Raw genomic sequence first — 23320 nt, 5'->3', positions numbered from 1 at the left:
TGAAAGGAGAAAACAATGGAGAGTGATAAAGAACAAGCAATCAAACTTCATTTTCTCGAAGAAGCTAACACACATCTTAGTACAATTGAATCTGTACTGTTAGAATCCCAGATTAATATCAGTATCCATAATATCAATAACGCGATGCGCGCGGCTCACTCGATTAAAGGGGGAGCAGCGATGATGAACTTTGATAGCTTGAGTCAGTTCGCACATCAACTCGAAGAAGTTTTTAAAGTTTTAAAAATAAAAAAACAGCAGCTAGATATTGATACTGTAAAACCTGTCTTACTTGCAAGTGTAGACTCTTTGCGTCAAATAATATATTCCTATAAACAGAGTGATAATAATAATCACTTATTAATCGAGCATGTGCGCGCGCATTTTGAGAAACTGCACGAATTATTCGGTGATGCTCCCCAAGAAAATGCAGCGACTATTCTCGCAACCGAGGAAAACCCACAGGAAATTATTCCCTTAATCTTCCAAACTCAAGTAGAAGACTATTTACAGCAACTCGAATCACTTTTACACGAAAAAGACCCTGACTCTCTACGAGAAGAACTAGTCTTAATGGCAGGGGAATTAGGTGGTTTGGGATACATGTTACAAATCGAAACATTTACCTGTTTATGTGAGTCGGTTATTAACTGTATATCCACTGCAAAAACGGACGACGAAGTAATCGAAATTAGTCAATTGGCACTACATAACTGGCGCCAATCTCAAGTATTAGTCCTTCAAAATCAACTTAACTCAATACCATCCAGCATTACCCTTACACAACAAACTACTCCGACTCCAGCTAGAGCAACTACCGCAACTCCTCCTACAGGAACTCGTGTTGGAGCAAAACAACTTGAAGCTATTAACGACTTATCAAGCGAACTAACAATCCAACGTCAAAGTCTTAAACTCAAGCTTGAAAATTTGAGTCAATTATTTAGCCACCTGAAAAATTGTGCAAATAGTCTTGAAAAGGAGTATCGTCAAGTATCTTCCTCAAGTCAAATTAGTAAAATACACTTCAAACCACTGCAAGCAAATATTACAAAACTTCAAGAAGTAATCAACGATATCAGTTTTAAGCTTACCGACTCAGAGCATACAAACTCCGCACTTAATAGAACAGCGCAAAATTTGGAGAATTCCCTCGCGCAAATACTAATGCGTCCACTCGCTGATATTCTCGAACCCTTTGCGCGCGCGTTGTACGATTTGAGTGTTGAATACAACAAACCAGTTGAACTGAAAACAACGGGTGCAGAAATTATTGTCGAACGCAGTATCTTAGATGCGATACAAGAACCTCTACTACATATATTACGCAATGCTTTTGACCACGGAATAGAGGATACACAAACTCGACGTGACTTAGGGAAACCCGAACAAGGTCTAATTAAAATTACTGCTACAGCTAGTCAAAATCATATCGTGATTTTAGTTAGTGACGATGGATGTGGTATCTCCGTCGATAAAGTTAAAAAGCGCGCGTTTGAAATCGGATTTGATGCGACACTGCTACAGCAAGCAACTGATGATGAATTAATACCGCTCATCTTTGAACCAGGGTTTAGTACCCGTGAGCAAGTAACCGCACTTTCAGGTAGAGGTGTTGGTATGGATGTTGTACGTAATAACATCAATCAAATTGGAGGAGATGTAACAGTTTCAACACAACCAGGAAAAGGCACAGAATTTACTCTCTCCATACCCTTTAATATATTGATATTTGAGGTGATGTTTATCGAATCTAATTCGATGTTATTCGCATTTTCAAGTTCCAGTATTCGTGAAGTATTAGTTCTTAAAGAAAACCAGATATTTTGTATAGCAGATAAAGAATTTCTACCTTACCATAATCAAAACATACCATTGATTCGTTTGAATAATCTTTTACATTTTAATCATCCGGATGCTCAACAAGCTTTTTTGGCAAAAACTTCTACTTTAGAGGCGCCGACCATATTAATAATAGATTATGATAACGAGATTATAGCCATTCAAGTAGACCGTTGTTGCGGAAAACAAGAAACCACAATTCGTCAAGTAGAAGGTAACATTCCTTTACCAGTAGGGTTCGGCAACTGTACAATTATTGGGAATGGTAAAATTGTTCCCATTATTAATTTGGATGAGTTGATAACGAGTCAATTACCACTGCAAAGCGAAAAAAGTATAAATTTAGAAAATGTAAATCCAGAAAATATAAATCCAGAAAATATAAATAAAAAAACTGAAACAAAGACAATTTTAGTAATAGATGACTCAACGAATGTTCGTAATTTACTCGTACACGTATTGGAAAAAGCAGGTTATCAGGTAGAAGAAGCTTTCGACGGTTTAAACGGCATTGAAAAACTACAAACTGAGGTATTAATTAAAGCTATAATTTGTGACATTGATATGCCACGATTGGACGGACTTGGCTTTTTAGCGCGAGTCAAAGCACAGCCTGCATTTAAACATATACCTATTATTATGTTAACATCCCACACGGGGGATAGGTATCGTAATCTCGCTTTTCAACTTGGAGCAAAAGCATATCTGTCTAAACCTTACAACGAGTATGAATTACTTACATTATTAAGCGATTAAATAAGAAATAAAAACATCCGGGTTGTTTGTGTAAGCTGTGTATAATTTATTATCAACTAAAAAACATGACTTTAGTCATGTTAGTTCTTATGCTAAGTCTATAGAAAAAGTTTATGTAGTTCGATAAAATTTATAAGCTGGGTAAACCCAGCTTCGATATAACGATACGAATCGTCAGGTGGTGTGATGGATATTAATTACAGACTCGGAATGATTTTGATACTTGCTGTTGCTTTACACGTAGTGATTCCGAAATCAATACACATAATGGCAAGCGAGCGTTTATGTCCTGCTCCAGAACAATCAAGCAGTCAATCAATTTATTATTCTCTAAATTTTAACCTCGAAACACAATAACAATGGCAACGGATGATGAACAGATGTAACGGATAGTTGATCTTAAATAAATAGATTTATTTGTAACTTATAAATCATCCGTTACATCCGTTGCATCCGTTGCCAATTTATGGTAATGCAGCTGCTGGTGCCAAACCGAGCGATGACAGCAAGCGGTCAGCATCGAAATATTGAAGCATTAACTCGCGAATACAGTTAACTTTGATTGGTTCGTGAACGCGCACTTGCCCGAAAGCCTTATCAACTATTTCCACAGTTGTTAAAGTATCTAAGTCTACTGATAGAATCGGTATTTCAAGTTCTTCCGCGCGATTCAGAATAAAGTTTGGGGGTGGTAGTTGTCCCGTCAAAATCAGACATTGCGTTGATGTTTCTAACGCCGCTTGTTGAATTTCTACTCTATCTCCTCCTGTAACAACAGCCATATTACTACGTTTACGGAAATACCTTACCGCTGAATTAACGTTCATGGCGCCAATCGCTAAACTTTCCACCATGATGAAATCTAAACGGTGGTCGTTTACACATAAAACTTCAGCTTTAAGTTGAGTCGCAAGTTCTTTAACGCTGACGCTACGTAGCAAATTATTTCTAGGTAAAAGACCTAACACAGGAATTGAAATTGCTTCTAAGTATGGACGAATCGTTGTATCGACTTCTTCAAACAAAGTGCCTGGAATATCATTGATTACAATACCAAGCAAACGACTACCAAGCCGCTGTTTGGCACTCATTAGCGACTCAACTAAAAGCAGTGAACTGTAGCGACATACTAATAGTACTTTTGCATCAACTGCTTCTGCCATAGAAAGCAAAGACATATCGAATAAACAACCTTCGTCCAAGTTACCGGCTGCTTCGAGCAGTACCAAGTCCCCCACCTGCAATTGAGAATACTGCTCGACGAAGGACTGTTTATAATTTAATTTATCTTCTCCACGCAGACGTTTTTGTACAGCCAACTCGTCTAAAGCGAGTAAGGTTGGCGCCAAACGGTTGACAGGTAGACTTAAACTAGAGGCAATGAACTCAACGTCTTCCTCCACCAAACTACCTTCTGATTCACTCAAACAGGTGCCCAAAGGTTTACCGTAAGCAATATCAAGTCCTCTTTGAACTAGCTGGTGAGATAATCCTAAAACTGTTGTTGATTTACCGCTGTAAGCTTCAGTCGAGCCGACTAGCAAGTATTTAGGGGATTTCGGCATTCGGCACTCCTAATGTAATTCCGATAACGGCAGCGCGGTTAATAGAGAGGATAATAATAGCGTATCTGGGCGCCTTCCCCAGCTACTTAGTCCTCTAAAAATCACTCATCAGTTGTAATGCACCCAATGAACGACAAAGATTACTAGGAAGCTTGACAAATAATACTTTAAGTGCATTAAGTCGCGCCTTTGTCGAAGTAGGTGCATATTAATTTTAGGTCGAACTACAACTTTAAGGTTGTTATCGCCTGCAAGCGTGGTCGTAAGCGTTGTAACCGCGCTGCCATCAAAGAAAGCAGGTTTCTTCAATTAGATTCATCAATGCGAAGTAATTTACGGTAGAAAGACTGGGAGAAATCAGTTGAACGATTACGTTTGTAACTTTCCAATAATTCAATTAAATAACTAATGAACTCAAAACTAACTGTCATCACTTCGTAGTTGAGTTCCGCATTGCCATTAAACTGCATCCGACACCGCGTTAAGTCCGAAGGTATGCTAGCAACATTCCAAGTTGCCACAAAAGGAACGCCTTCACCACCCTCTATTTTGCGCTCTCCTTCCAAGCTTCCTTTTTGGTAGAGACTAATTGCATAAGGTAAAAAATTACGTTTGGTTCCCTGAATGTAAGGCAAGTAGACGCTGGCTTGCTGCTGTGTAGCAGCCTGAAGTTTATCAATAGCCATAACTTAATCTTCCTCTGATAGTGAGTAACTCGTTGTGGTTTTAGCTAGTCTTAGTGTTCCCAAAAACACGCGCGTTACTCACATGTAGAGTCCAACCAGGAATTATGAATTGTACCAATTGCAAAGAAATGTGAAAATCTCAGGTACAATAAGGCTGCACTTGCTTTTACTGAAGTTGTAGGCAACGGCACCCAAAATCACCGTATTATACACGGTGAAGGCAACCTTAATATATTTCTCTTGTTAGAGATATTTAGAAGGATTGTATTGTCTGCTGTTAATTCCTTCGCTTCGATCAGAAGTGTAGAAAAGTACTGGTGGTTGAATCAAGTGACCTATGCCAGCGAATTCCTGGCCCGAAAACAATTTTAACAGCGAGTTTGACCCGCTGACCTTGTTATCTGAGTTATCAGGAGACGAGGATTCTGTGGAAGAGGCAAACAATACCCTGTCCCTTCCATCTCGATTTCAAAATCGAAGACGCAAAGCCGCTATAGTCCTATCTATAGTTTGGAGTAGCACTATTGCCCTGCATTTAATTTCTTGGGGTTCATTGTTAGTGTTGGGATTATCTACCATCGTAGGGCTTCATGCTCTTGTAGTAGTTTTCGCCCGACCCCGACAGGACACAGAAGTTATTGAGGGAGAGTTGCCCTTTGTGTCGTTATTAGTAGCAGCAAAAAATGAAGAAGCTGTTATTGGCAACCTCGCCAAAAATCTTTGTAGCTTGAAATATCCTCAAGATAATTACGAAGTTTGGATTGTTGACGATAATAGCAGTGATAATACCTCACTCGTTCTATCTCAAGTCGCAAAAGAATACAGTAATTTAAAAGTTTTGCGACGTTCCCCTGATGCAACTGGTGGAAAATCCGGCGCCCTTAACGAAGTTTTACCACTTACTAAGGGTGAAATTATCGCTGTTTTCGATGCCGATGCTCAAGTCGGCCCCGATTTACTTGTGGATATAGTACCCATGTTTCAACGTAAACAAGTTGGTGCCATACAAGTAAGAAAAACAATAGCTAACGCCAAAGAGAACTTTTGGACTACTGGACAAGCTGCCGAAATGGCGCTTGATACATTCTTACAGTCGCATCGAAATGCGATTGGTGGGATAGGCGAACTGCGAGGGAACGGTCAATTTGTTCGTCGTCAAGCTTTAAACCGTTGTGGTGGTTGGAATGAAGAAACTATCACTGACGATTTAGATTTAACTTTACGATTACATCTTGACAAATGGGATATTGAGTGTATATTTGACCCGCCGGTAAAAGAAGAGGGTGTCACAAATGCACTAGCACTTTGGCATCAACGTAATCGATGGGCAGAAGGTGGATACCAAAGGTATCTAGATTATTGGGATTTACTTTTACGGAATCGCCTTGGCGCCCGCAAAACGCTGGATATGCTGGTATTTTTGTTGACACAGTATATTGTGCCAACAGCAGCAGTACCAGACTTATTAATGGCATTAATTCGCCATCGTCCACCGATGCTAGCTCCAGTTACGGGCATTGCGGTTAGCATGTCGATGACAGGAATGTTCGTTGGATTATCGCGAATACGTAAAGATAAAAAATTTAGAGTCTCAGCGTATTTGTTAATCTTGCTTCAAACCCTTCGCGGCACCATATACATGCTCCACTGGTTAATCGTAATTAGCAGTGCTACGGCGCGTATGTCTGTACGACCCAAAAGGTTGAAGTGGGTAAAAACAGTACACCAAGGCAAAGCAAGTAGTTAATTTAAAACTACGAGCGTGCGCTTTTTTCGTTAATCATCATCATTTTCAACCACGTCTATTAAATCAGACGATGCAGCAGAGTCAGCAAAATCTGCTGCATCTTCGTTGTAACCAATTACTTGTCCATCAAAAAATTGTGCTAAACGTTCGGCTGCATACCAAACTTTCTCAACGTCTGCACTTGATACTACAACAGGTTGGATTTGAACGTCTTGTGAATCTTCTTCTGTTTGATGCGCCTCCTCATTCAAATTAGATACATTACTGTTGTTTACTGCCTCTAAAGCAAACTGCGGTTGTACTGCGTTTGTCTGAGTTGTTTGAGTATATTTATGATTCGATGGCGCCTTCACATCATACGAACCGTTCTGGGCTAAATTATTTTGGGTAATATTATTTTGGGTAATATTATTTTGTGAGTCTTGATTTAAGTGTGTTGTATTGTTTTCTGTAGAAGATACCTTATTACTAGCTAAATGAACATTAGCTCCATTAGCTCCGTTAGCTTGAGAAGATTTAGGCTGTGTAGATTCAACTTTATGAGATTCAGTTAATTTAGTGGGGGGAGGTTGTTCGGTCGTGTAAGTAGCACTTTCTTCTTTAGAGCGATGTGAACCAGAAGAGAGAATTTCTAGATGTACAGTAATTTCACGATTAAAAGTCGCTTTAAAAGCTCGTCGAATAATTGGCAAGTCTTCTTGAACTCGTTTATGCCAAGCTTGTCTAACACTGAGTCGGGCAAGATCGGGACGAATTTCAAGGACATTACACATCTGACGCAATAATTCGCGTCTTGAAACAGGTTCAAGATGGGATAGAACCTGCTGCCATGTTTGAGTTAAGTCGTTTTGCTGGTTATCCTCTGCTGGCGCCTGATGATTTGTTGTAGGTTGATGATTATTAGCAGGCGCCTGATAATTTGCACTCTGTTGATGATTATTAGCAGGCGCCTGATGGTTTGTTGTAGGTTGATGATTATTAGCAGGTGGCTGATGGTTTGTTGCAGGTTGATGATTATTAGCAGGTGGCTGATGGTTTGTTGCAGGTTGTGTTGGCACCTTACCGTTAGTTGCTAAATTATTATTTTTATTTTGAGCGTTAAATACTGGCACCGTTGAAGTACTCGGTGCAACTTGCTGTTGTGCAGAAGGCAGTAAACCAAGTAGCGTCACTTCTAACCACAAACGGGGTTGAGTAGTATTTTTCAGTTGAACTTCAGCGGTTCGCAAATGCTGTTGTCCCGCTAAAATGCCATGAATATCAATAAAATTAACCACTTCAACTAAAGCTTGCCAAGTTTCAGCCGTGCAGGCAACCAAATCACCACGACTAGAAGCAGTTTTGGCAATCAGTAAATCTCGGTAAAAACCAGCTAAGTTCTGTAAAATAGTTAACGGCTCGCGTCCTCTGTCCAAAATTTTGCGTGTATTATCAATCAAAGCTTCCGCATCATCAGCAGCGATAGCTTTGAACAACCAATACAAATCATGTTCGCTGACAGTACCGACCAAATCCCAAACGTGATTAGGATTAACCTGCTCAGGCAATAAACTCAACTGGTCGAGTAAACTTTCCGCATCACGCAACCCACCTTGTGACAACTGTGCCACTAAAGTCAATGCTTCGGTTGTAATATTTATATCTTCTTTTATAGCTATATGAGTTAAATGCGCTACCATGTCGTCCAAAGGAATCCTGCGGAAATCAAACCTTTGGCAGCGCGAAATTATTGTAGGCAATACTCTTTGTGGGTCAGTTGTCGCAAGTACAAATACTATATGTTTAGGTGGTTCCTCTAGCGTCTTTAGTAGCGCATTGAACGCCTGGGTACTGAGCATGTGGCAGTTATGGACGCTTAGTCCATTCGCAACAAAATTATGATTGTCTTCGACCTCGATATCATAAACGCGCTCAAGTTTTCCTAATTTTATAGACTTAACTATCTCGAAACCTGTAGAAGGCGCCACAAGCGCATTCGCAGGGGATAGTATCTTCATTGCTTCTTTTACGTCTCTTGCTGGTATCCACCCTTGGTCAGTCCTAATTAAATGATTGCCTGTGCATCGAATTTGACGATTAGTTGTTTTGATAACCAAGGTTTGACGTTCGCCTTGGTCGAACCAACGAACAACTTGTTTGTATTCCCAGTTTCCCGTGGAATCGTTATAACTTAGAACATTATGACCTTTTATTTCAGGATTATCTATTCTGACTAATCCCTCGCTTGTTAATACTAGAGAATCTCCTGTTAAGCACTCGTCGATGACGTAAACCTTGTATCGACACTGTACGGGGGCAAACTGAGCTTTTTCAATGATGTCGCGAACGTTCTCAACACCTGTATTACTTGCTGCGTCTATTTCAATGACATCGACGGTATAACCTTTGTTAATTCCCTGACAAGTGTCACACACTCCACACGGTGTTGCTGTTGGTTGCGGACTATTTAGGCAATTTAACGATTTGGCGAGAATACGCGCGGAAGATGTTTTACCTGTACCGCGCGGGCCTGTGAATAAATACGCTGGTGCAATTCTCGACGTATTGATGGCGTTAGTAAGCGTCGTTGTTATAGCTGATTGTCCCACTAACTCGGCGAAGGTCTTGGGGCGGTACTTGTGATGTAGGGGTTCGTAAGACATAATACTTAGTAGTTTGCAGCTATATAAAGCGAATAAATTACACAAGTGCCCACGGTGGGACTATCTAGGAAATATATATTTTAAGCACAGGCGGACACAAAATCCCAAAAAAGTGAGCATTTTTCTACATTCATAAAATTTAAATAAAATTTAAATATTCTAGTAAAGCATGTTGATACAGCTAAAATTTATCCTGTAGATTTTATTTAATTGATACACCACTAAAAGGCAGCCTCGTCGCTACAATAAACGGATACACACCAACGCCCAAGAGGTGCATATAGATGTTAAAACGGCTCATTCAGTGGTTCAAGGACTTCTTCAAAGCTTTATTTGGAGCCAAGAAAACAAAGTCCAATGCAGCTTATGTTGAGAAGAAACCCGCTCCCCCTCTCAACGATACAGATTTGGAATTCTTGTTTACCGAGCTTTTGGAAGGAGTTAACCAAGCGCGCGGACAAGCTTGGGCACTGAAATGGCTGCATAACATCGAACATCGTGTTTCTACTGAGCGGTGGACAGAGTGGCTACATCGGTTTGGCAATAAACTGCTGGCATCATCGGCGCCGAATAACGAGCTAGCAGCACGACTCGTTCAACTAGGTGAGCTAGAAGTTGGTGAAGTCGGCGACATCGCTTATGATATCGGAATGCAGCTGCTAACACGTAATCAGACCGAACCGATTTGGGAATACAGTGGACCCGACGCAGCATTAAGCTTACCCAATACAACTGAGCCAGAAATTACACAACTCCAACAACCAGAAAATCCAGAAGGGGAGTTTCAAACTATCACCCTCGACCAACTCTACGAGCTAATGCACCAAGATGCGAACTTACGTTCCTCGATAGCTCAACAAGTCGGTGTTGAAAGCGACGACCCAGACGTTATTATCAACGCATTAGTTGAACAGTTCCAAGCTGAACAAGCTAACACCGAAGAAATAGCTTAGTTCAATAGTACTATGAAAAAAGAAATATGGGAAGGGGCAAGGCAAACAGAAATTCTAGTTAAGTTGATTAATTCTTGGTAGCAAAAATATAGCGAATAAATAGAATGAGTGGTATTGTATCTTTTGTTTCTTAGCATAATGTTTTCACTTATGAGCAATATGTATTTTGATGACATTTTGTTTCAAACATTTGTAACTAAGTGAACAGTTAGCGATTATCAAATTCATAAGTATCGCTACAATCAATAAGAGACATCCAGAGTATAACGGTAGATGCTCAGGTGGTTAGTAAAATTGCTTAGGAAGTTATTCAAACAACTGTTTGGCACAAGGAAAGAGCGTTCTATTGCTCTGGTAACGCAACATACCGTGGTGCAACCACCACCGATGTTGACAAATGCTGATTTGGAGTATTTGTTTACCCAGTTGTTAGAAGGTGTGTGTCAAGCGCGCGGGCAAACTTGGGCTATCAAATACTTGGAACGAATGTCCAATCGTATCACTGAACAACGCTGGTTAGAGTGGTTGCAAATTTTTGGTGAGCGGTTACTTGCTTCCCCTGCGCCAAATGAAGAATTGGCGTTTCGACTCGTACAGTTAGGAGAGTTACAAATTGGAGTCGTAGGCGCCAAAGCTCACGACATCGGGATGCGACTGCTCGCCCGCAACACTGGTGTTTCATGGCAAGATATTCGTGACGACGAAGTAACGGAAGGCAGCATTGAGATAATCGTGCCAAACCCTGACTATGAAGCAGCAATTCCATTAGAAGATGCTGAATCTCAAGATTTAGATTTTGTTAATTCTAAGATTGATTTAGAATTACAGCCAGAAATATCTGGGCAGGATTTACTAGATATATATAGTGAAGATTTACAAAAGTTCGAGCAACCTCAATCTCAACCTAGTTCAATTTATTACTCTGACTTAATTGATACTACTGCTATCAGTTCGGTAAACGAAGATACTGGTAGTGTTTTTATTAACACTCCAGGTCAGGATTTACTACGTCAGTTTGGTGAAGATTTATGGGGTAGCTCGCAGGACAATAGACAACCAGATAAAATAAAATTATCAGTTGATGATTACACCTCAACTGTAGATAATGCTGAAAGTAATATTGAAGATATTATAGAAAATACAAATATTACAGACAATATAAGCTATATAGAATTTGCGAATACACCAGGAGAAGATTTACTGCTTGAGTACGGTGAAGAATTGTGGTCAGAACCAGCGGCGCCTGTAGAACCTGTAATATACGAATCAAGTTTAGCTAACAACGAAGCAGCGATAGAAACAAACGAAATATTAGCATCAATAGATACTAGTGAAGAAAGTCTAATTTCTGAGACAGAGAATTTCTGGAACTCGAAAACGGATATTACAGTACCTGTTGAAAAAATTGAAATTACAAGTGAAGGGCTGACTAGCGAGCAGTGGGTGCAAATTATAGATGAAAATTATATTGAATTTGTGGCGCCTGAAGCTTTGTCTCAGGATGTAGCGTCGCAAACAACACAGCAGGAAGAATTAGTCACCAATAATTTTAATGATTCGTTCAACGAGTCATTATATGATGATAGTTCTAATCGTCAAGCTAATCATCAAGCTAATCATCAAGAGCTTGAATTAACGGACGAAGCTAACTTACCTGTGTCCGAGGTAATAGAAGCAGAAATAGATTTAGATTCGCCAATAATTCCTGTTGAAAGAAATTTGGTGCCCATAACACAATGGGATAATTCATTACGAGATGATTCGTTACCCAACATGTCTTCTACCGTCGCGGTAACTCTTGACGAACTTTGGGTACGTTTACAACAAAGCGCTAATTTAGTTGAACAGTTAGCATCAGGTATACTGCCTCAAGCGAATACCTCGCAAATTTTTGTTGATATTCCGAACCAAGCATCTAAACAATTAGAAGCACAAGCATGGTTTTATCAAGCTCTCGCGCAAACCAAAGCTCTTAATTTATCGGGGGCTGTTTTTTCATACGACCAAGCGATAAATCTGGCGCCAGATGCTTACGAATATTGGTTTAATAGGGGTCTAGCGCTGTTTCATCTCAAAGAGCTACCCCTAGCAATTACTAGTTACGAAAATACTATTGCGATAAAACCCGACCACTATAAAGCTTGGTTTAATCGAGGTGCTTGTTTAGGCGAACTATCGAGATATAATGAAGCAATTGCTTCGTTCGATAAAGCGCTCGAAATCAACTTAGAATATAGTGATGCGTGGGCAGGCAAGGGATTAGCGTTACTAAAACTCTGGCAAATCTCCCAAGCAATTGATTGTTATGACCGCGCCACACAACTTGATCCAATGGACGCGGAAAATTGGTATTATCGCGGAGTCGCACTGTCACAAAACAAACAATACTCTGAAGCAATTAGTTCGTTTGATGAAGCCATCGAAATTCAACCCCAACATCCAGGCGCCTGGTATCAACGCGGTTTAGCAATGGCGCAATTAGAGCAATGGGAAGAGGCTGTATTCTCGTATCAAAAATCGCTGAAATCACAACCAGGTTCGTATGAACTTTGGTATCTCCGTGGAGTTGCACTAGATAAATGTAATCGACATGAAGATGCCGTTGAGTCCTACGATAATGCTTTAGCTCTAAATCCAGAATTTTACGAAATTTGGATCGACCGAGGCGTACTTCAAGCGAGTCTAGGAGAATGGCGTGAAGCTATCGCATCATGGGACAAAGCTCTTGACATTAACCCGAATATATACCTGGCTTGGTTTAACAAAGCGATTGCGTGGGAACAACTTGGAGAACGCTCTCAAGCAATTGCATGTTACGACCAAACGGTTGATAGGGAACCAAATTTATTCGCGGCTTGGTACAATCGAGGCTTACTGTTAGCTGAAGCGCAAAAATACGAAGATGCGATTTTATCGTTTGACTTCGCAATTCAAATTCAACCAGACAGTGCTGAAGCTTGGATCGCACGGGCGAATAGTACTGGCAAATCTCCTTCGTTCGATTATTATCTCAGTTCGCACAGTACACTTGCAAACCAAAATCCAATCTTAAACGCGCGTGGTGATGATGGAAAGCTAGCAACTTACACGGTCGCTGTTAATTATCTTAACAAAGATAGTTATCCTGAAGTTTGGGGTAAATTACACCTTGCCCTTGGAAATGCTTACTATGATAGAGGTAAGCGCTACACTTACATTTCCGATGATTGGTCGCAAGCTATTCACGCTTATAATCAAGGATTATCAGCTGCTACTCCAGAACAATTTCTTGAACTGCACTTAGAAGTTGCACAAAATATTGTCAAAGTTTTATTAGGTTTTGGTGATACTAATCAAGCGCAGCAATTTCAGACTTATGCGACATCGTTATTATCAAATGCGTTAAACGACTCAAAGCGTTCGGATGAAAGTAAAAAAGTATTAGCATTACAGTTTGCAGGTTTAGGACAACTTGCTGTCGATATTGCCGTCCAATGTGGTGAATTAGTTCATGCTTTGGAGCTTGCCGAGTTTGGTAAAAATGCTTGTTTGAATTGGTTACAATTTGGTTTTACTAACAACTTTTATTCTCCAAGTTATAATTCGATTCAAAACTTAGTAAATTCAACAACAGCCATTGTATACTGGCACATCAGTCCTTCTGGTTTACGTAGCTTTATCATCAAAGCCAAACACCCAGAACCAATACTTGTATTTACACCAATGTTGAATATTGGTGACATGAACGAAATTCCCATACCTGAAGTAGTTGAAAATTTAACAGCATTTGAAAACTGGTCTAACGAATGGGAACAGCAATATCAATACTATTGTTCTGCTCAAGATTTTGAGGGAAGCTCTTGGCTGCACGATATGGAAACACGGCTGCTCAAACTTCGTGATATTCTGAGTATTGGCGCCATTGAGCAAGAACTCGAAGGTATTACAAAATTAATATTAATACCTCATCGCGATTTATTTAGATACCCACTTCATGCACTATTTACTCTACCAAGCATAAAAACAATCACATATGTGAGTAATGCTGAATTGGGGCTAGCGCAGCAAAATCAAGCCAAGCAACCTCTTGATACACAATCATTATTAACTGTTGAAGCACCAACTACTAACAATTATCCCTTAATACAATCAGTAAAATTAGAAACAGAAGGAATAACTAATTTATTCGATAAATTTAAAAGAATTCAGGCAGAAAAAGCCACAAAAGAAGAAGTATTACAAGAATTAAAAAATCATCGTATTCTGCATTTTGTTGGTTATATTACTGACCAACCTAACAATCCAACAGAATCGGAATTTTTATTAGCCGAAGCAGATAAAATTTTATTGTCAGAAATTAATTCGCGAATTCTCTCAAATTATTCTTTAATTACGCTTTCGGGTGCTGATACAGCAATCATCGCACAAACAATCAATACCGAATATGTAGGTATAGTCAGTACGTTACTTAAAGCGGGTGTTAACCATGTAGTAACATCACAATGGATGGTTGAGAGAAACGCTAATGCTTTAGTCATGATTGAGTTTTACCATCAGCTAAAGCAAGGAAAATCTCCTGCTACAGCATTAAACGAAGCAACCGCATGGCTGAAAGAATTAACCGTAGGTGAGTTAAAGAAATGGTACGAAGATTTACTCCGAAAATCGCCTCTTGGAGGAATAAGAATACAGGCGCCAATTGCCGAACAACTACACAGTTTTAGCAACTTTGGCGCCAACCAAAAGCTTTACAACCATCCTTACTATTGGGCAGCGTTTAAAGTTAGTGGTAATCTAGATTAATTGTAGAGTGGGCACTTAATCGTATGGTGGGCAGTGCCCACCCTAGTTCGTTATAATATTTGTGGTTAAATCGAGAATAATATCAAGGCGGAAATTATCAACTAATTCCTTTAAACCTTGAATCAAATGAGTTTCATTGGCTGGAATTTGGTCAATTAGCACATGATTCTATTACACAGTCACTATGCCTAGGTTAACTTGCTCAAAGATTACACGTCAGCACTTATATGCCCAATGATGGATTTTAATAAGGGATTTTAGTAATCAATGATATATATAAGCCAATCACAAGTAATATAAATATAAAAGTATATTTGATATCAAAGCTCTCAACGATACAAAAATAGCGTTTAGATTAAAGTCGCTTTACAAATAGTATTAATCAATAAGAATTTGTTTAAACTATATCAATAAATAATTCGATATATTAAGCGAATACTAACAGTTGTTTCATGTTGTCCAACAATACCGGACGTTTTAAAATCAATTGTGTATCCTAGGAAAAATCAGTTGATTATTGGAAGGGAGGTAAAAATGACTCCGAATATTATGCGTCAGTTTTGGTCGATTATCGAAAGCGCTCATAGTAAAACGCTTTTGCAAATGGATGATGCAAGCTTGGTACAGTGGTTAGTTCGACAGACCAAGATGCAAGCATCCCTTGATTACAGCGAAACCGCTTTTTTAAACGATTACATCCAATCACGGTTAGCTCTAATTCGTGATTTAGCGAACGAACGATTGTACAGTTAGTTGTACAGTTAGTTGTACATTTAATAATCAATACAAGAAATTAGTAATTATGAGGTAAATATCCTTCAACTAGGCAGTCAGTACCGACAAAACGCATCTCGACACGTTCCAAAGAAAGTGCTTCTGTCATTGTGTTAAAGCCTAAATCTCCGACAGGAGTTGGGGCAGTAGTACCACCAATAATTTTAGGAGCGATAAAAGCTAGAACTTTCTGTACGGCGCCATTTTTAATTGCACTTGCTGCTAATGTTCCTCCACACTCCCACAAAACATTGCAGAAACCGCGCTCGTAAAAATATGACATTGCTTTATCGGGTGTAAGTAAATCCATTTCGACGACTTCTACCCCTCGACGACGCAAAAAAGCCTGAAAATCGGGGTTTGCTCCAGTACTCGTCAGTACCAAAGTTGGAGCTGCCTCGGTTTGCCACAGGTGAGCTTCTACAGGTAAATCAAGACTACGACTCATTATTACTCGTAAAGGATTACGGGCGCCACTGTTATGCGTCGTCAAATAAGGATTATCTTTTCTAACAGTATTTCCACCAATAACAACTGCATCAGAAGCGACTCTAACTTGATAAACTGCGTTACGCGAATCTTGACTTGTCACCCAAGCACTGTGACCAGTTGTCGTGGCAATTTTACCATCTAAAGTCATGGCATATTTCAAAATACCCAGTGGGCGCCGATGTAATATCCTATGTATAAATCCTTCATTCAACTTTTGACAAGCAGCTTCCTCAACTCCTACTATTACCTCAATACCCGCATCACGCAGTTTGGCAATACCACCACCAGCAACCAAAGGGTTAGGGTCAACCATGCCAACAACAACCTTTGCAACACCAGCTTTAACTAAAGCGGATGAACATGGTGGAGTGCGGCCGAAGTGGTTACAAGGTTCGAGGCTAACATAAATTGTGGCGCCACGTGCATTTTCTCCAGCTTCTCGGAGTGCAAACACTTCCGCATGTTGTTCACCAGCTTTCGGATGAAACCCTTCTCCAATTATTTTTCCATCCTTAACAATAACTGCTCCCACCATCGGATTTGGCGAAGTGCATCCTAACGCGCGACGAGCAAGTTCCAAGCATCGCTGCATCATGCGCGCGTCAACTTCTGTTCCCATCGACTTAGGCAAGTAATCCATAACTTAATAACAGCGATTATATATACAAGAATCCCGATTTCTGAACGAAACCGGGATTCTTATTTCTCACTCTTTAATTAAACTACGAGTTTTAATACGATTTTTAAAACTCAGTTATCACCACACTCCGCCCTTTGATAGATGTTAAAAAACTAGTTCTGTTCAGCAAGCTTTAGCTTTTGCCACCAGCGGTTCAAAGGATAATATACCACAGGCGCCCAAAGGCTACTAAGAATAGCAGAAGCAAGAGCGACGCGCTGAAAATATGCCCAGATAAAAGTAGGGTTACGATCACCGCTCAAAACTAACTGTGACGCAAAGACAGCTTCACTCAAAACTGCCATTACAAACACAATCAAGGCAATCGATATAAAGTCCTCCTGAATAAACCGCTGCTTCTGCATTCCTCCAGTCAATAGTCCCACTAAACCCAGTGGTAAAGCGTGAGTTGGTTCGGAATTTGTCATGGCATCTTGAAGAAGCCCTAAAATAATACCAGCGAAGGCACCTTGCCAAGCATTACGCTTCACACTCCAAGTAACTACCCAAATTAGCAGCCAATTTGGCGCAATTCCTAGTAACTCCATGCCGGGTAAGCGGTTAGGTAGCAACATCAGACATAAGAGTACGGTTGAGAGCATCAACGAGTAATCAACAATTTGACGTGCCCGAGGTGTCCAACTGGCAACAGGTTTAATATTAAGTTTAAAAAATTGTAGTTTTGGTTTTGGTTTTGATTTAGGCTGTGATGATTGACGCACAGCCTTTTTTCTCTTTTGGGGTTTGGGTGAGTAAGACCTAGTGCGACGCTTAGAACCCCATGAAAATAGCTTCATATGAGCTTATATAATGCGTATGGAATGTGGTTGGGTTAGTTTGGCTTTGCGGCTTGTGGCTGCTTTTCAGATTTTTGCTCTGACTTTTGCTCTGATTGTGGCCTAGTTGCGTTTATTGGTTGCTGTGATTGAGCATCAGGTTTAGGATAAATTTCCACCCAATCAAGCGAACGAATTGGAGGGAAAAGCTCGATTTTGGCGATTGATGCGGGTAGTCGTTTTAAATCTAAAGATTTAATTCGACCAACGGCAACTCCAGCAGGAAATTTTTGGCTATAGGTTGATGTTGCGATTAAATCACCGACTTTTACGTTGGGGACTTTTTCGTAAAACTCTAGTACAGCTTCACTAGAACCGTCACCTCGCAGTACACCTTTGGCACCAGTACGACTAACGGTTACACCAACTTGACTTTTGAGGTCGCTAACTAACAGCACGCGGCTAGAGTTTGAAGTTACTGTTTCGACAAGCCCAATTAAACCACCTTCCGCGCGAACAACGGAACCAACTTCAACGCCATTGGAACTGCCACGGTTGAGAGTAACTTGCTGCCACCAATTATCAGCACTGCGCCCAATTACGCGACCCACAGCTAAAGGTTTCACACCTTTGTTTTGTTCGTTATAGTTAAGAATTTGCTTAAGCTTCAAATTCTGACTTTGTAGCTCAACGATTTGAGTTTGCAGTTCGAGTATTTGAGCGTCGCGCAACCTTTCTTCCTTAGTTGATCCGGAACTAATCATTTCTAAGGGACGAGTAAAACCTTGATAAATCTCAAGTAATAGCGAACCTTGAGTTTGTCGCAGTACTAAGACGCTACCAACTGCTAAACCGAGTAAGCCGATTTGTAACCCTCTGCGCTCCCACCACCGTGCTGTAAACATACGTACCTTTTTATATAGCTATAAATAATAGGGATATTGGATTCTACCTAGAATCCAATAACACTTGCTGCATTCTGGTTTACATATTCCGTGAACGGGCACTAAATACCCGCTCGTGCTGCTTAAAGTTCTCCAATACACGACCAGTACCAAGAACTACACAACATAATGGGTCGCTAGCTATGTGCGTAACAATACCCGTTTCATGACTAATTAAAGTATCGATGCCCTTGAGCAACGCACCGCCACCTGCTAACATAATACCTCTGTCGATGATATCTGCCGCAAGTTCCGGAGGTGTGCGCTCTAAAGTCCGCTTCACGGCTTCGATAATCACACTCAAAGGTTCTGACATGCTTTCCCGTATTTCTGGCCCTTTGATGGTGACAGTACGCGGTAATCCTGAAAGCAAGTGTAAACCGCGAACTTCCATGATGGCTTCTTCGTCATCAGATGTAGGATAAGCCGAACCGATACGAATTTTTATATCTTCAGCAGTACGTTCACCAATTACCAAATTATGAACTTTTTTCATATATTGGATAATTGACTCGGTTAATTCATCTCCTGCGATACGTACCGATTCGCTGAGTACTGTACCTTGAAGACTCAATACTGCTACTTCTGTGGTACCCCCACCAATATCGATAATCATATTACCCGTTGGGTCAGCAACAGGTAATCCGGCGCCAATCGCAGCGGCAACTGGTTCATCAATCAGGTAAACTTCTCTGGCGCCAGCTTGAGCGGCAGCATCCATAACAGCCCGTCGTTCAACACCAGTGACACCGCTTGGGATACCGATAACAATTCTTGGCAGTACTAATGACTTGCCTTCGTTGACGCGCTGGATAAAGCTTTTTAACATTAGCTCGGCGGTATCAAAGTCAGCAATTACACCGTCGCGCAAGGGGCGGAGGGCAATCACATTACCTGGAGTCCGACCGAGCATTTTTTTTGCATCTTCTCCTACCGCCAGTGCTACCTTTTCGTTTTGATCGATGGCAACTACCGAAGGTTCTTGGAGAACGATACCTTTACCAGATACGTAAACGAGGGTGTTGGCAGTACCCAGATCGATACCCATATCCCGCGATAAGGAAAACTTCTTAAAAAGACCCACGCGCTTCTACGCCCCCTATTTGCGTTACTTTTGACTACGACCGAAAGAGTGAATCGTGCTGGATTCTATTACTTTTTTTATCCTGAGTCTAGTAAAGCAGACTATTTTTTATAGAACTTTTGGTAATCTTTACTATCTTTCGGATCGCTACTCTGTTTTATTCTATGGCTATGTCAGTATATCCGTAAGGATTTATGAAGCCTTAGAAGTAATTTTTACCAAATTTTCTGCTTTTAGAGATTAGCTTTTTATTTAACACAGTTTTTACATAGTGACAATTCGCTATTATACAAGTAATATTGTAAGGTACACCTGTACTGAAAAGCGAAAGTAGATTATGAGTATAAATTCTATCACTCTCATCGGTCGTGTTGGCACTGATCCAGAACTTAATTATTACGATTCGGGAAGTGTAAAGTGTAAATTGACACTTGCCGTCAATCGACGCACGCGCGATGCGGAACATACTGATTGGTTCAACTTGGAACTATGGGGTAAAACCGCAGAAGTTGCCAAAAATTATGTTACGAAGGGAAAGCAAATAGGGGTCAAAGGGTCATTAAAGTTCAATTCTTGGCTTGATAGTAAAACAGGCACCAATCGTTCGACACCTGTTATTTCGGTAGAACAACTCGAATTACTCGGTTCCAAGCGCGATACCGATAATTCTGGAGATGATTATCCTGAAAACTTCCAGTAGCACATAAAAACCGTAAGGTGCGTGACGCTATTAAATGCTAGCTTCGTTTAAAAATTGTTGTAGCGTCACGCACCCTACTAGTAACTAATTTGTAAAGTTACTGAAGCGTCTACTTTCTGTTCACCACCTACAACAGGTGTAGAACTTGGAACTGCTGGACGAGCTGCTAAACGCGCATCACCAAATTCCCTGTACACAGGTACGGGAGGATTGGCATTATTAACTTGTACACTAACTACTTCTTTGGCTTTTAAACCGAGAGTTGTTAGTACAGCATTTGCTTGTTGCTGTGCGTCTTGAGTTGCTTTTTGTAAAGCTAGCTTTTGTGCCTGTGAAATTGCTTCATCACTCGCTACAAAACTAATTCCATCAATACGTGTGGCGCCTGCTTTAACTACATCATCAAGTAAATTACCTGTTTTTTCAGTAGAAACACGGAAGGTGACGGTGTTTGTTGCACTGTAACCAGTTATTTTCTGCACATTATTTGCGTAGCTGTAAACTGGATTAAGGTTAATGCCAGTTGTTTGTAAATTTTCAACACCGGGACGTGATTTAATTAATGTTACTACTGCGTTTGAACGCCGTGCGGCTTCTTGTTGCACTTCCTGAACGTTCTTACCCTGAACTTCAACACCAACGTTAACTTGTGAGAGAGTCGTTGGTATTGACTCTACACCACGTCCACTTACTGTTAAAGTACGTAGCATCCTTTCCTTTTCTTGAGCCAAACTTGGTTGGGCAAAATAAACACATAATAACAAAGCTATAGGTAATGCTTTCCAAAACTTGTCTATCCAAAAGTTACCTGTATTGTTAATCCGCTTTGGACTTAGTACAACTGATTGGTTGATTATTTCACTCACTATTTTCACTCCTCGTATAGATAAAATTTAACACAAAGAAACACGTTTAATATAATAGTAGGTGCGTGACACCAACATTAACTGTGCTTCGTTTCAAAATTGTTAATTGTGTCACGCACCCTACGATAAAATTTGCATCCGAAATATATAGGAATACTGTGCAAATGAATAAAAACGATTCTATCCAAAAGCTATGATTTTTATTCTCTATTCGATGCAATCTTGTTAAGTTAGTGAAGCACCTTTCTGATGTTTTTACTTTGACATACTATGCTTTTTAACTGGGATATGGTTACGTTTTTTGAAACTAAAAATTTTATACTATTTTTCTACTATCTAAACTCTAGAGTAATTTTAAGTAAGCGTTCAGTCGGCGCCTGTAGTTACGCGCGCTTCTTGGGTTAGGATTAAATCAGACATAGATTTATTGATAATTTTTAGTATTAATTTCTCGTGAACTACAATTAGTCTTCAGGGACTTGATAAAGTAGAGTGATGATTTCCACTATACGAGCAATGCAGTTAGACTAATGACAATTCCATTTCATCAGTTACATTTACTTGCATCAGCAACTGAAACGTTTGATAGTTCTTATGTATTAGCAGCAGTGCTGTTGAGTTTGGTGGTGATTTACTTCGCAAGCAAATTAGGCGGAGAAATATCGAACCGCTTTGGTTTACCACCTGTTTTAGGAGAATTAGTAGGTGGTGTGGTTGTTGGTGTTTCAGTCTCACATCTTTTGGTATTTGGTGATGAGGCTGCATCCAGTTCTTTAATAATGCGCTTTCTGAGTATCTCGAATGGTTTGAGTCCAGAAGCCGTTTCGGGCGTGTTTCATGCACAGTCAGAAGTAATATCAGTTTTGGCAGAATTAGGTGTTATTATACTGCTGTTTGAAATTGGCTTGGAGTCGAATTTAAAAGACTTGCTGTCTGTTGGAATTCAAGCAACGGTTGTAGCTTGTGTTGGGGTAGCTGTTCCTTTTGCAGTTGGTACTGCTGGGCTAATGATAATATTTGGTGTTTCGGCTATACCTGCTATTTTTGCAGGGGCGGCATTAACGGCAACAAGTATTGGTATTACATCCAGGGTTTTATCCGAATTAGGGCGCCTTAATTCCAAGGAAGGGCAAATAATTTTAGGGGCTGCTGTAATTGACGATGTGCTTGGTATTATTGTTCTCGCTGTTGTTGCTAGCCTTGCGAAAGATGGCGCCGTTGATGTTGGCAAAGTCGTCTACTTGATTTTTAGTGCTGCTGGCTTTTTGGTAGGCGCCATTGCACTAGGTAATTTCTTCAACAAATCGTTTGTTGCGATTGTTAATAAACTAAAAACCCGTGGTGAGCTGATATTGCCTGCCTTTATTTTCGCTTTCGTTATGGCATATTTTGCCGCAACAATTCAGCTAGAAGCGATTTTAGGTTCGTTTGCAGCAGGTTTAGTGCTTGAAGAAACTGATAAACGCAAAGAGTTGCAGCAGCAAATAATCCCTGTTGCTGATATGCTTGTACCTATTTTCTTTGTGACAGTAGGCGCCAGAACTGACTTAAGCGTTCTCAACCCCGCTCTTCCCAGTAACCGAGAAGGGTTGATAATGGCAATATTTCTAGTAACGGTAGCAATTATTGGTAAACTTGTTACGGGTTTGAGTGTATTTGGACAAGAAAAAATTAACCGCTTGGCTATTGGTGTGGGTATGATACCACGTGGAGAAGTTGGATTAGTATTTTTGGGTATTGGCTCAAGCACAGGAATTCTTACAAAGCCGTTAGAAGCAGCCATTATTGTAATGGTGATACTAACAACCTTCTTAGCACCACCATTCTTGCGGCTTGTATTCCCAGATCCTGAACCAGCAGCTTTAAGTAACACTCCAGAAGAATCTGGTACATAAAAATCGTAGAACTGTGGGTTGGGTTCCGTTCCTCCACCCAACCTACAATTAAGTCCAATTTTTTAATAAAATTTATTTTTAGAGAAAGTAATTTACATTATACCGTGGCTATACGGAGCATAGTATGATAGCATATG

17 protein-coding genes are annotated in these 23320 nt (G+C 40.2%); 8 read left to right on the top strand and 9 right to left on the bottom strand.

Annotated elements, in window-relative coordinates:
- Window positions 1-15 precede the first annotated feature (15 nt).
- Together AC2JBO_RS09795 and AC2JBO_RS09790 are read left to right on the top strand one after the other, a co-directional pair.
- Complete coding sequence (locus AC2JBO_RS09795) at window positions 16-2598, top strand: hybrid sensor histidine kinase/response regulator (RefSeq protein ID WP_496953454.1); 2583 nt, start codon at window positions 16-18, stop codon at window positions 2596-2598.
- 186 nt (window positions 2599-2784) lie between these two features.
- Window positions 2785-2955: a hypothetical protein gene (locus tag AC2JBO_RS09790; RefSeq protein ID WP_496953453.1), complete on the top strand. Its 171-nt coding sequence runs from the start codon at window positions 2785-2787 to the stop codon at window positions 2953-2955.
- 107 nt (window positions 2956-3062) lie between these two features.
- Here AC2JBO_RS09790 and AC2JBO_RS09785 read toward each other — a convergent pair whose 3' ends face one another.
- Window positions 3063-4163, bottom strand: a complete 1101-nt coding sequence (locus AC2JBO_RS09785; RefSeq protein ID WP_496953452.1) for a phosphotransacetylase family protein — start codon at window positions 4161-4163, stop codon at window positions 3063-3065.
- Window positions 4164-4468: 305 nt separating this feature from the next.
- A complete protein-coding gene (ebsA, locus tag AC2JBO_RS09780) occupies window positions 4469-4849 on the bottom strand; it encodes a type IV pilus biogenesis protein EbsA (RefSeq protein ID WP_496953451.1) in 381 nt (126 codons plus the stop codon).
- A gap of 337 nt (window positions 4850-5186) precedes the next feature.
- Here ebsA and AC2JBO_RS09775 point away from each other — a divergent pair, with 337 nt between their 5' ends.
- Window positions 5187-6596, top strand: a complete 1410-nt coding sequence (locus AC2JBO_RS09775) for a glycosyltransferase family 2 protein (RefSeq protein WP_496953450.1) — start codon at window positions 5187-5189, stop codon at window positions 6594-6596.
- Window positions 6597-6625: 29 nt separating this feature from the next.
- Here AC2JBO_RS09775 and dnaX read toward each other — a convergent pair whose 3' ends face one another.
- The gene (gene dnaX / locus AC2JBO_RS09770; RefSeq protein WP_496953449.1) at window positions 6626-9238 is read right to left on the bottom strand and encodes a DNA polymerase III subunit gamma/tau; all 2613 of its coding nucleotides are present in this window, start codon (window positions 9236-9238) and stop codon (window positions 6626-6628) included.
- 284 nt (window positions 9239-9522) lie between these two features.
- Here dnaX and AC2JBO_RS09765 point away from each other — a divergent pair, with 284 nt between their 5' ends.
- A complete protein-coding gene (locus AC2JBO_RS09765; RefSeq protein ID WP_496953448.1) occupies window positions 9523-10191 on the top strand; it encodes a hypothetical protein in 669 nt (222 codons plus the stop codon).
- 294 nt (window positions 10192-10485) lie between these two features.
- Window positions 10486-14973: a tetratricopeptide repeat protein gene (locus AC2JBO_RS09760; RefSeq protein WP_496953447.1), complete on the top strand. Its 4488-nt coding sequence runs from the start codon at window positions 10486-10488 to the stop codon at window positions 14971-14973.
- Between the two features lie 42 nt (window positions 14974-15015).
- On the opposite strand, the gene AC2JBO_RS09755 is transcribed toward AC2JBO_RS09760, so the two are convergent.
- Window positions 15016-15135 (bottom strand): hypothetical protein, encoded by a 120-nt coding sequence (locus AC2JBO_RS09755; protein ID WP_496953446.1) that lies wholly within the window; start codon window positions 15133-15135, stop codon window positions 15016-15018.
- Window positions 15136-15507: 372 nt separating this feature from the next.
- On the opposite strand from AC2JBO_RS09755, the gene AC2JBO_RS09750 reads away from it, so the two are divergent.
- Window positions 15508-15726 carry a hypothetical protein gene (locus tag AC2JBO_RS09750; RefSeq protein WP_496953445.1) on the top strand — a complete coding sequence of 73 codons (219 nt, stop codon included), beginning with the start codon at window positions 15508-15510 and terminating at the stop codon, window positions 15724-15726.
- Between the two features lie 40 nt (window positions 15727-15766).
- On the opposite strand, the gene ribD is transcribed toward AC2JBO_RS09750, so the two are convergent.
- From ribD to AC2JBO_RS09730, 4 genes are all read right to left on the bottom strand, one after another.
- Window positions 15767-16879, bottom strand: coding sequence for a bifunctional diaminohydroxyphosphoribosylaminopyrimidine deaminase/5-amino-6-(5-phosphoribosylamino)uracil reductase RibD (ribD, locus tag AC2JBO_RS09745; RefSeq protein WP_496953444.1), 1113 nt, complete (start codon window positions 16877-16879; stop codon window positions 15767-15769).
- A gap of 152 nt (window positions 16880-17031) precedes the next feature.
- Window positions 17032-17715, bottom strand: a complete 684-nt coding sequence (gene mreD, locus AC2JBO_RS09740) for a rod shape-determining protein MreD (protein ID WP_496953443.1) — start codon at window positions 17713-17715, stop codon at window positions 17032-17034.
- A 35-nt stretch (window positions 17716-17750) separates the two neighbouring features.
- Window positions 17751-18599, bottom strand: coding sequence for a rod shape-determining protein MreC (gene mreC / locus AC2JBO_RS09735; protein ID WP_496953442.1), 849 nt, complete (start codon window positions 18597-18599; stop codon window positions 17751-17753).
- A gap of 79 nt (window positions 18600-18678) precedes the next feature.
- A complete protein-coding gene (locus AC2JBO_RS09730) occupies window positions 18679-19686 on the bottom strand; it encodes a rod shape-determining protein (protein ID WP_496953441.1) in 1008 nt (335 codons plus the stop codon).
- Window positions 19687-20059: 373 nt separating this feature from the next.
- Here AC2JBO_RS09730 and AC2JBO_RS09725 point away from each other — a divergent pair, with 373 nt between their 5' ends.
- The gene (locus tag AC2JBO_RS09725) at window positions 20060-20422 is read left to right on the top strand and encodes a single-stranded DNA-binding protein (protein WP_496953440.1); all 363 of its coding nucleotides are present in this window, start codon (window positions 20060-20062) and stop codon (window positions 20420-20422) included.
- A gap of 77 nt (window positions 20423-20499) precedes the next feature.
- On the opposite strand, the gene AC2JBO_RS09720 is transcribed toward AC2JBO_RS09725, so the two are convergent.
- Window positions 20500-21243 (bottom strand): SIMPL domain-containing protein, encoded by a 744-nt coding sequence (locus tag AC2JBO_RS09720; RefSeq protein ID WP_496953468.1) that lies wholly within the window; start codon window positions 21241-21243, stop codon window positions 20500-20502.
- A gap of 575 nt (window positions 21244-21818) precedes the next feature.
- On the opposite strand from AC2JBO_RS09720, the gene AC2JBO_RS09715 reads away from it, so the two are divergent.
- Complete coding sequence (locus AC2JBO_RS09715) at window positions 21819-23183, top strand: cation:proton antiporter (protein ID WP_496953439.1); 1365 nt, start codon at window positions 21819-21821, stop codon at window positions 23181-23183.
- Window positions 23184-23320: the final 137 nt, after the last annotated feature.

Source organism: Calothrix sp. CBUCES-K 9914, from assembly GCF_059640475.1.
This window is presented reverse-complemented; position numbering and strand designations above follow the sequence as displayed.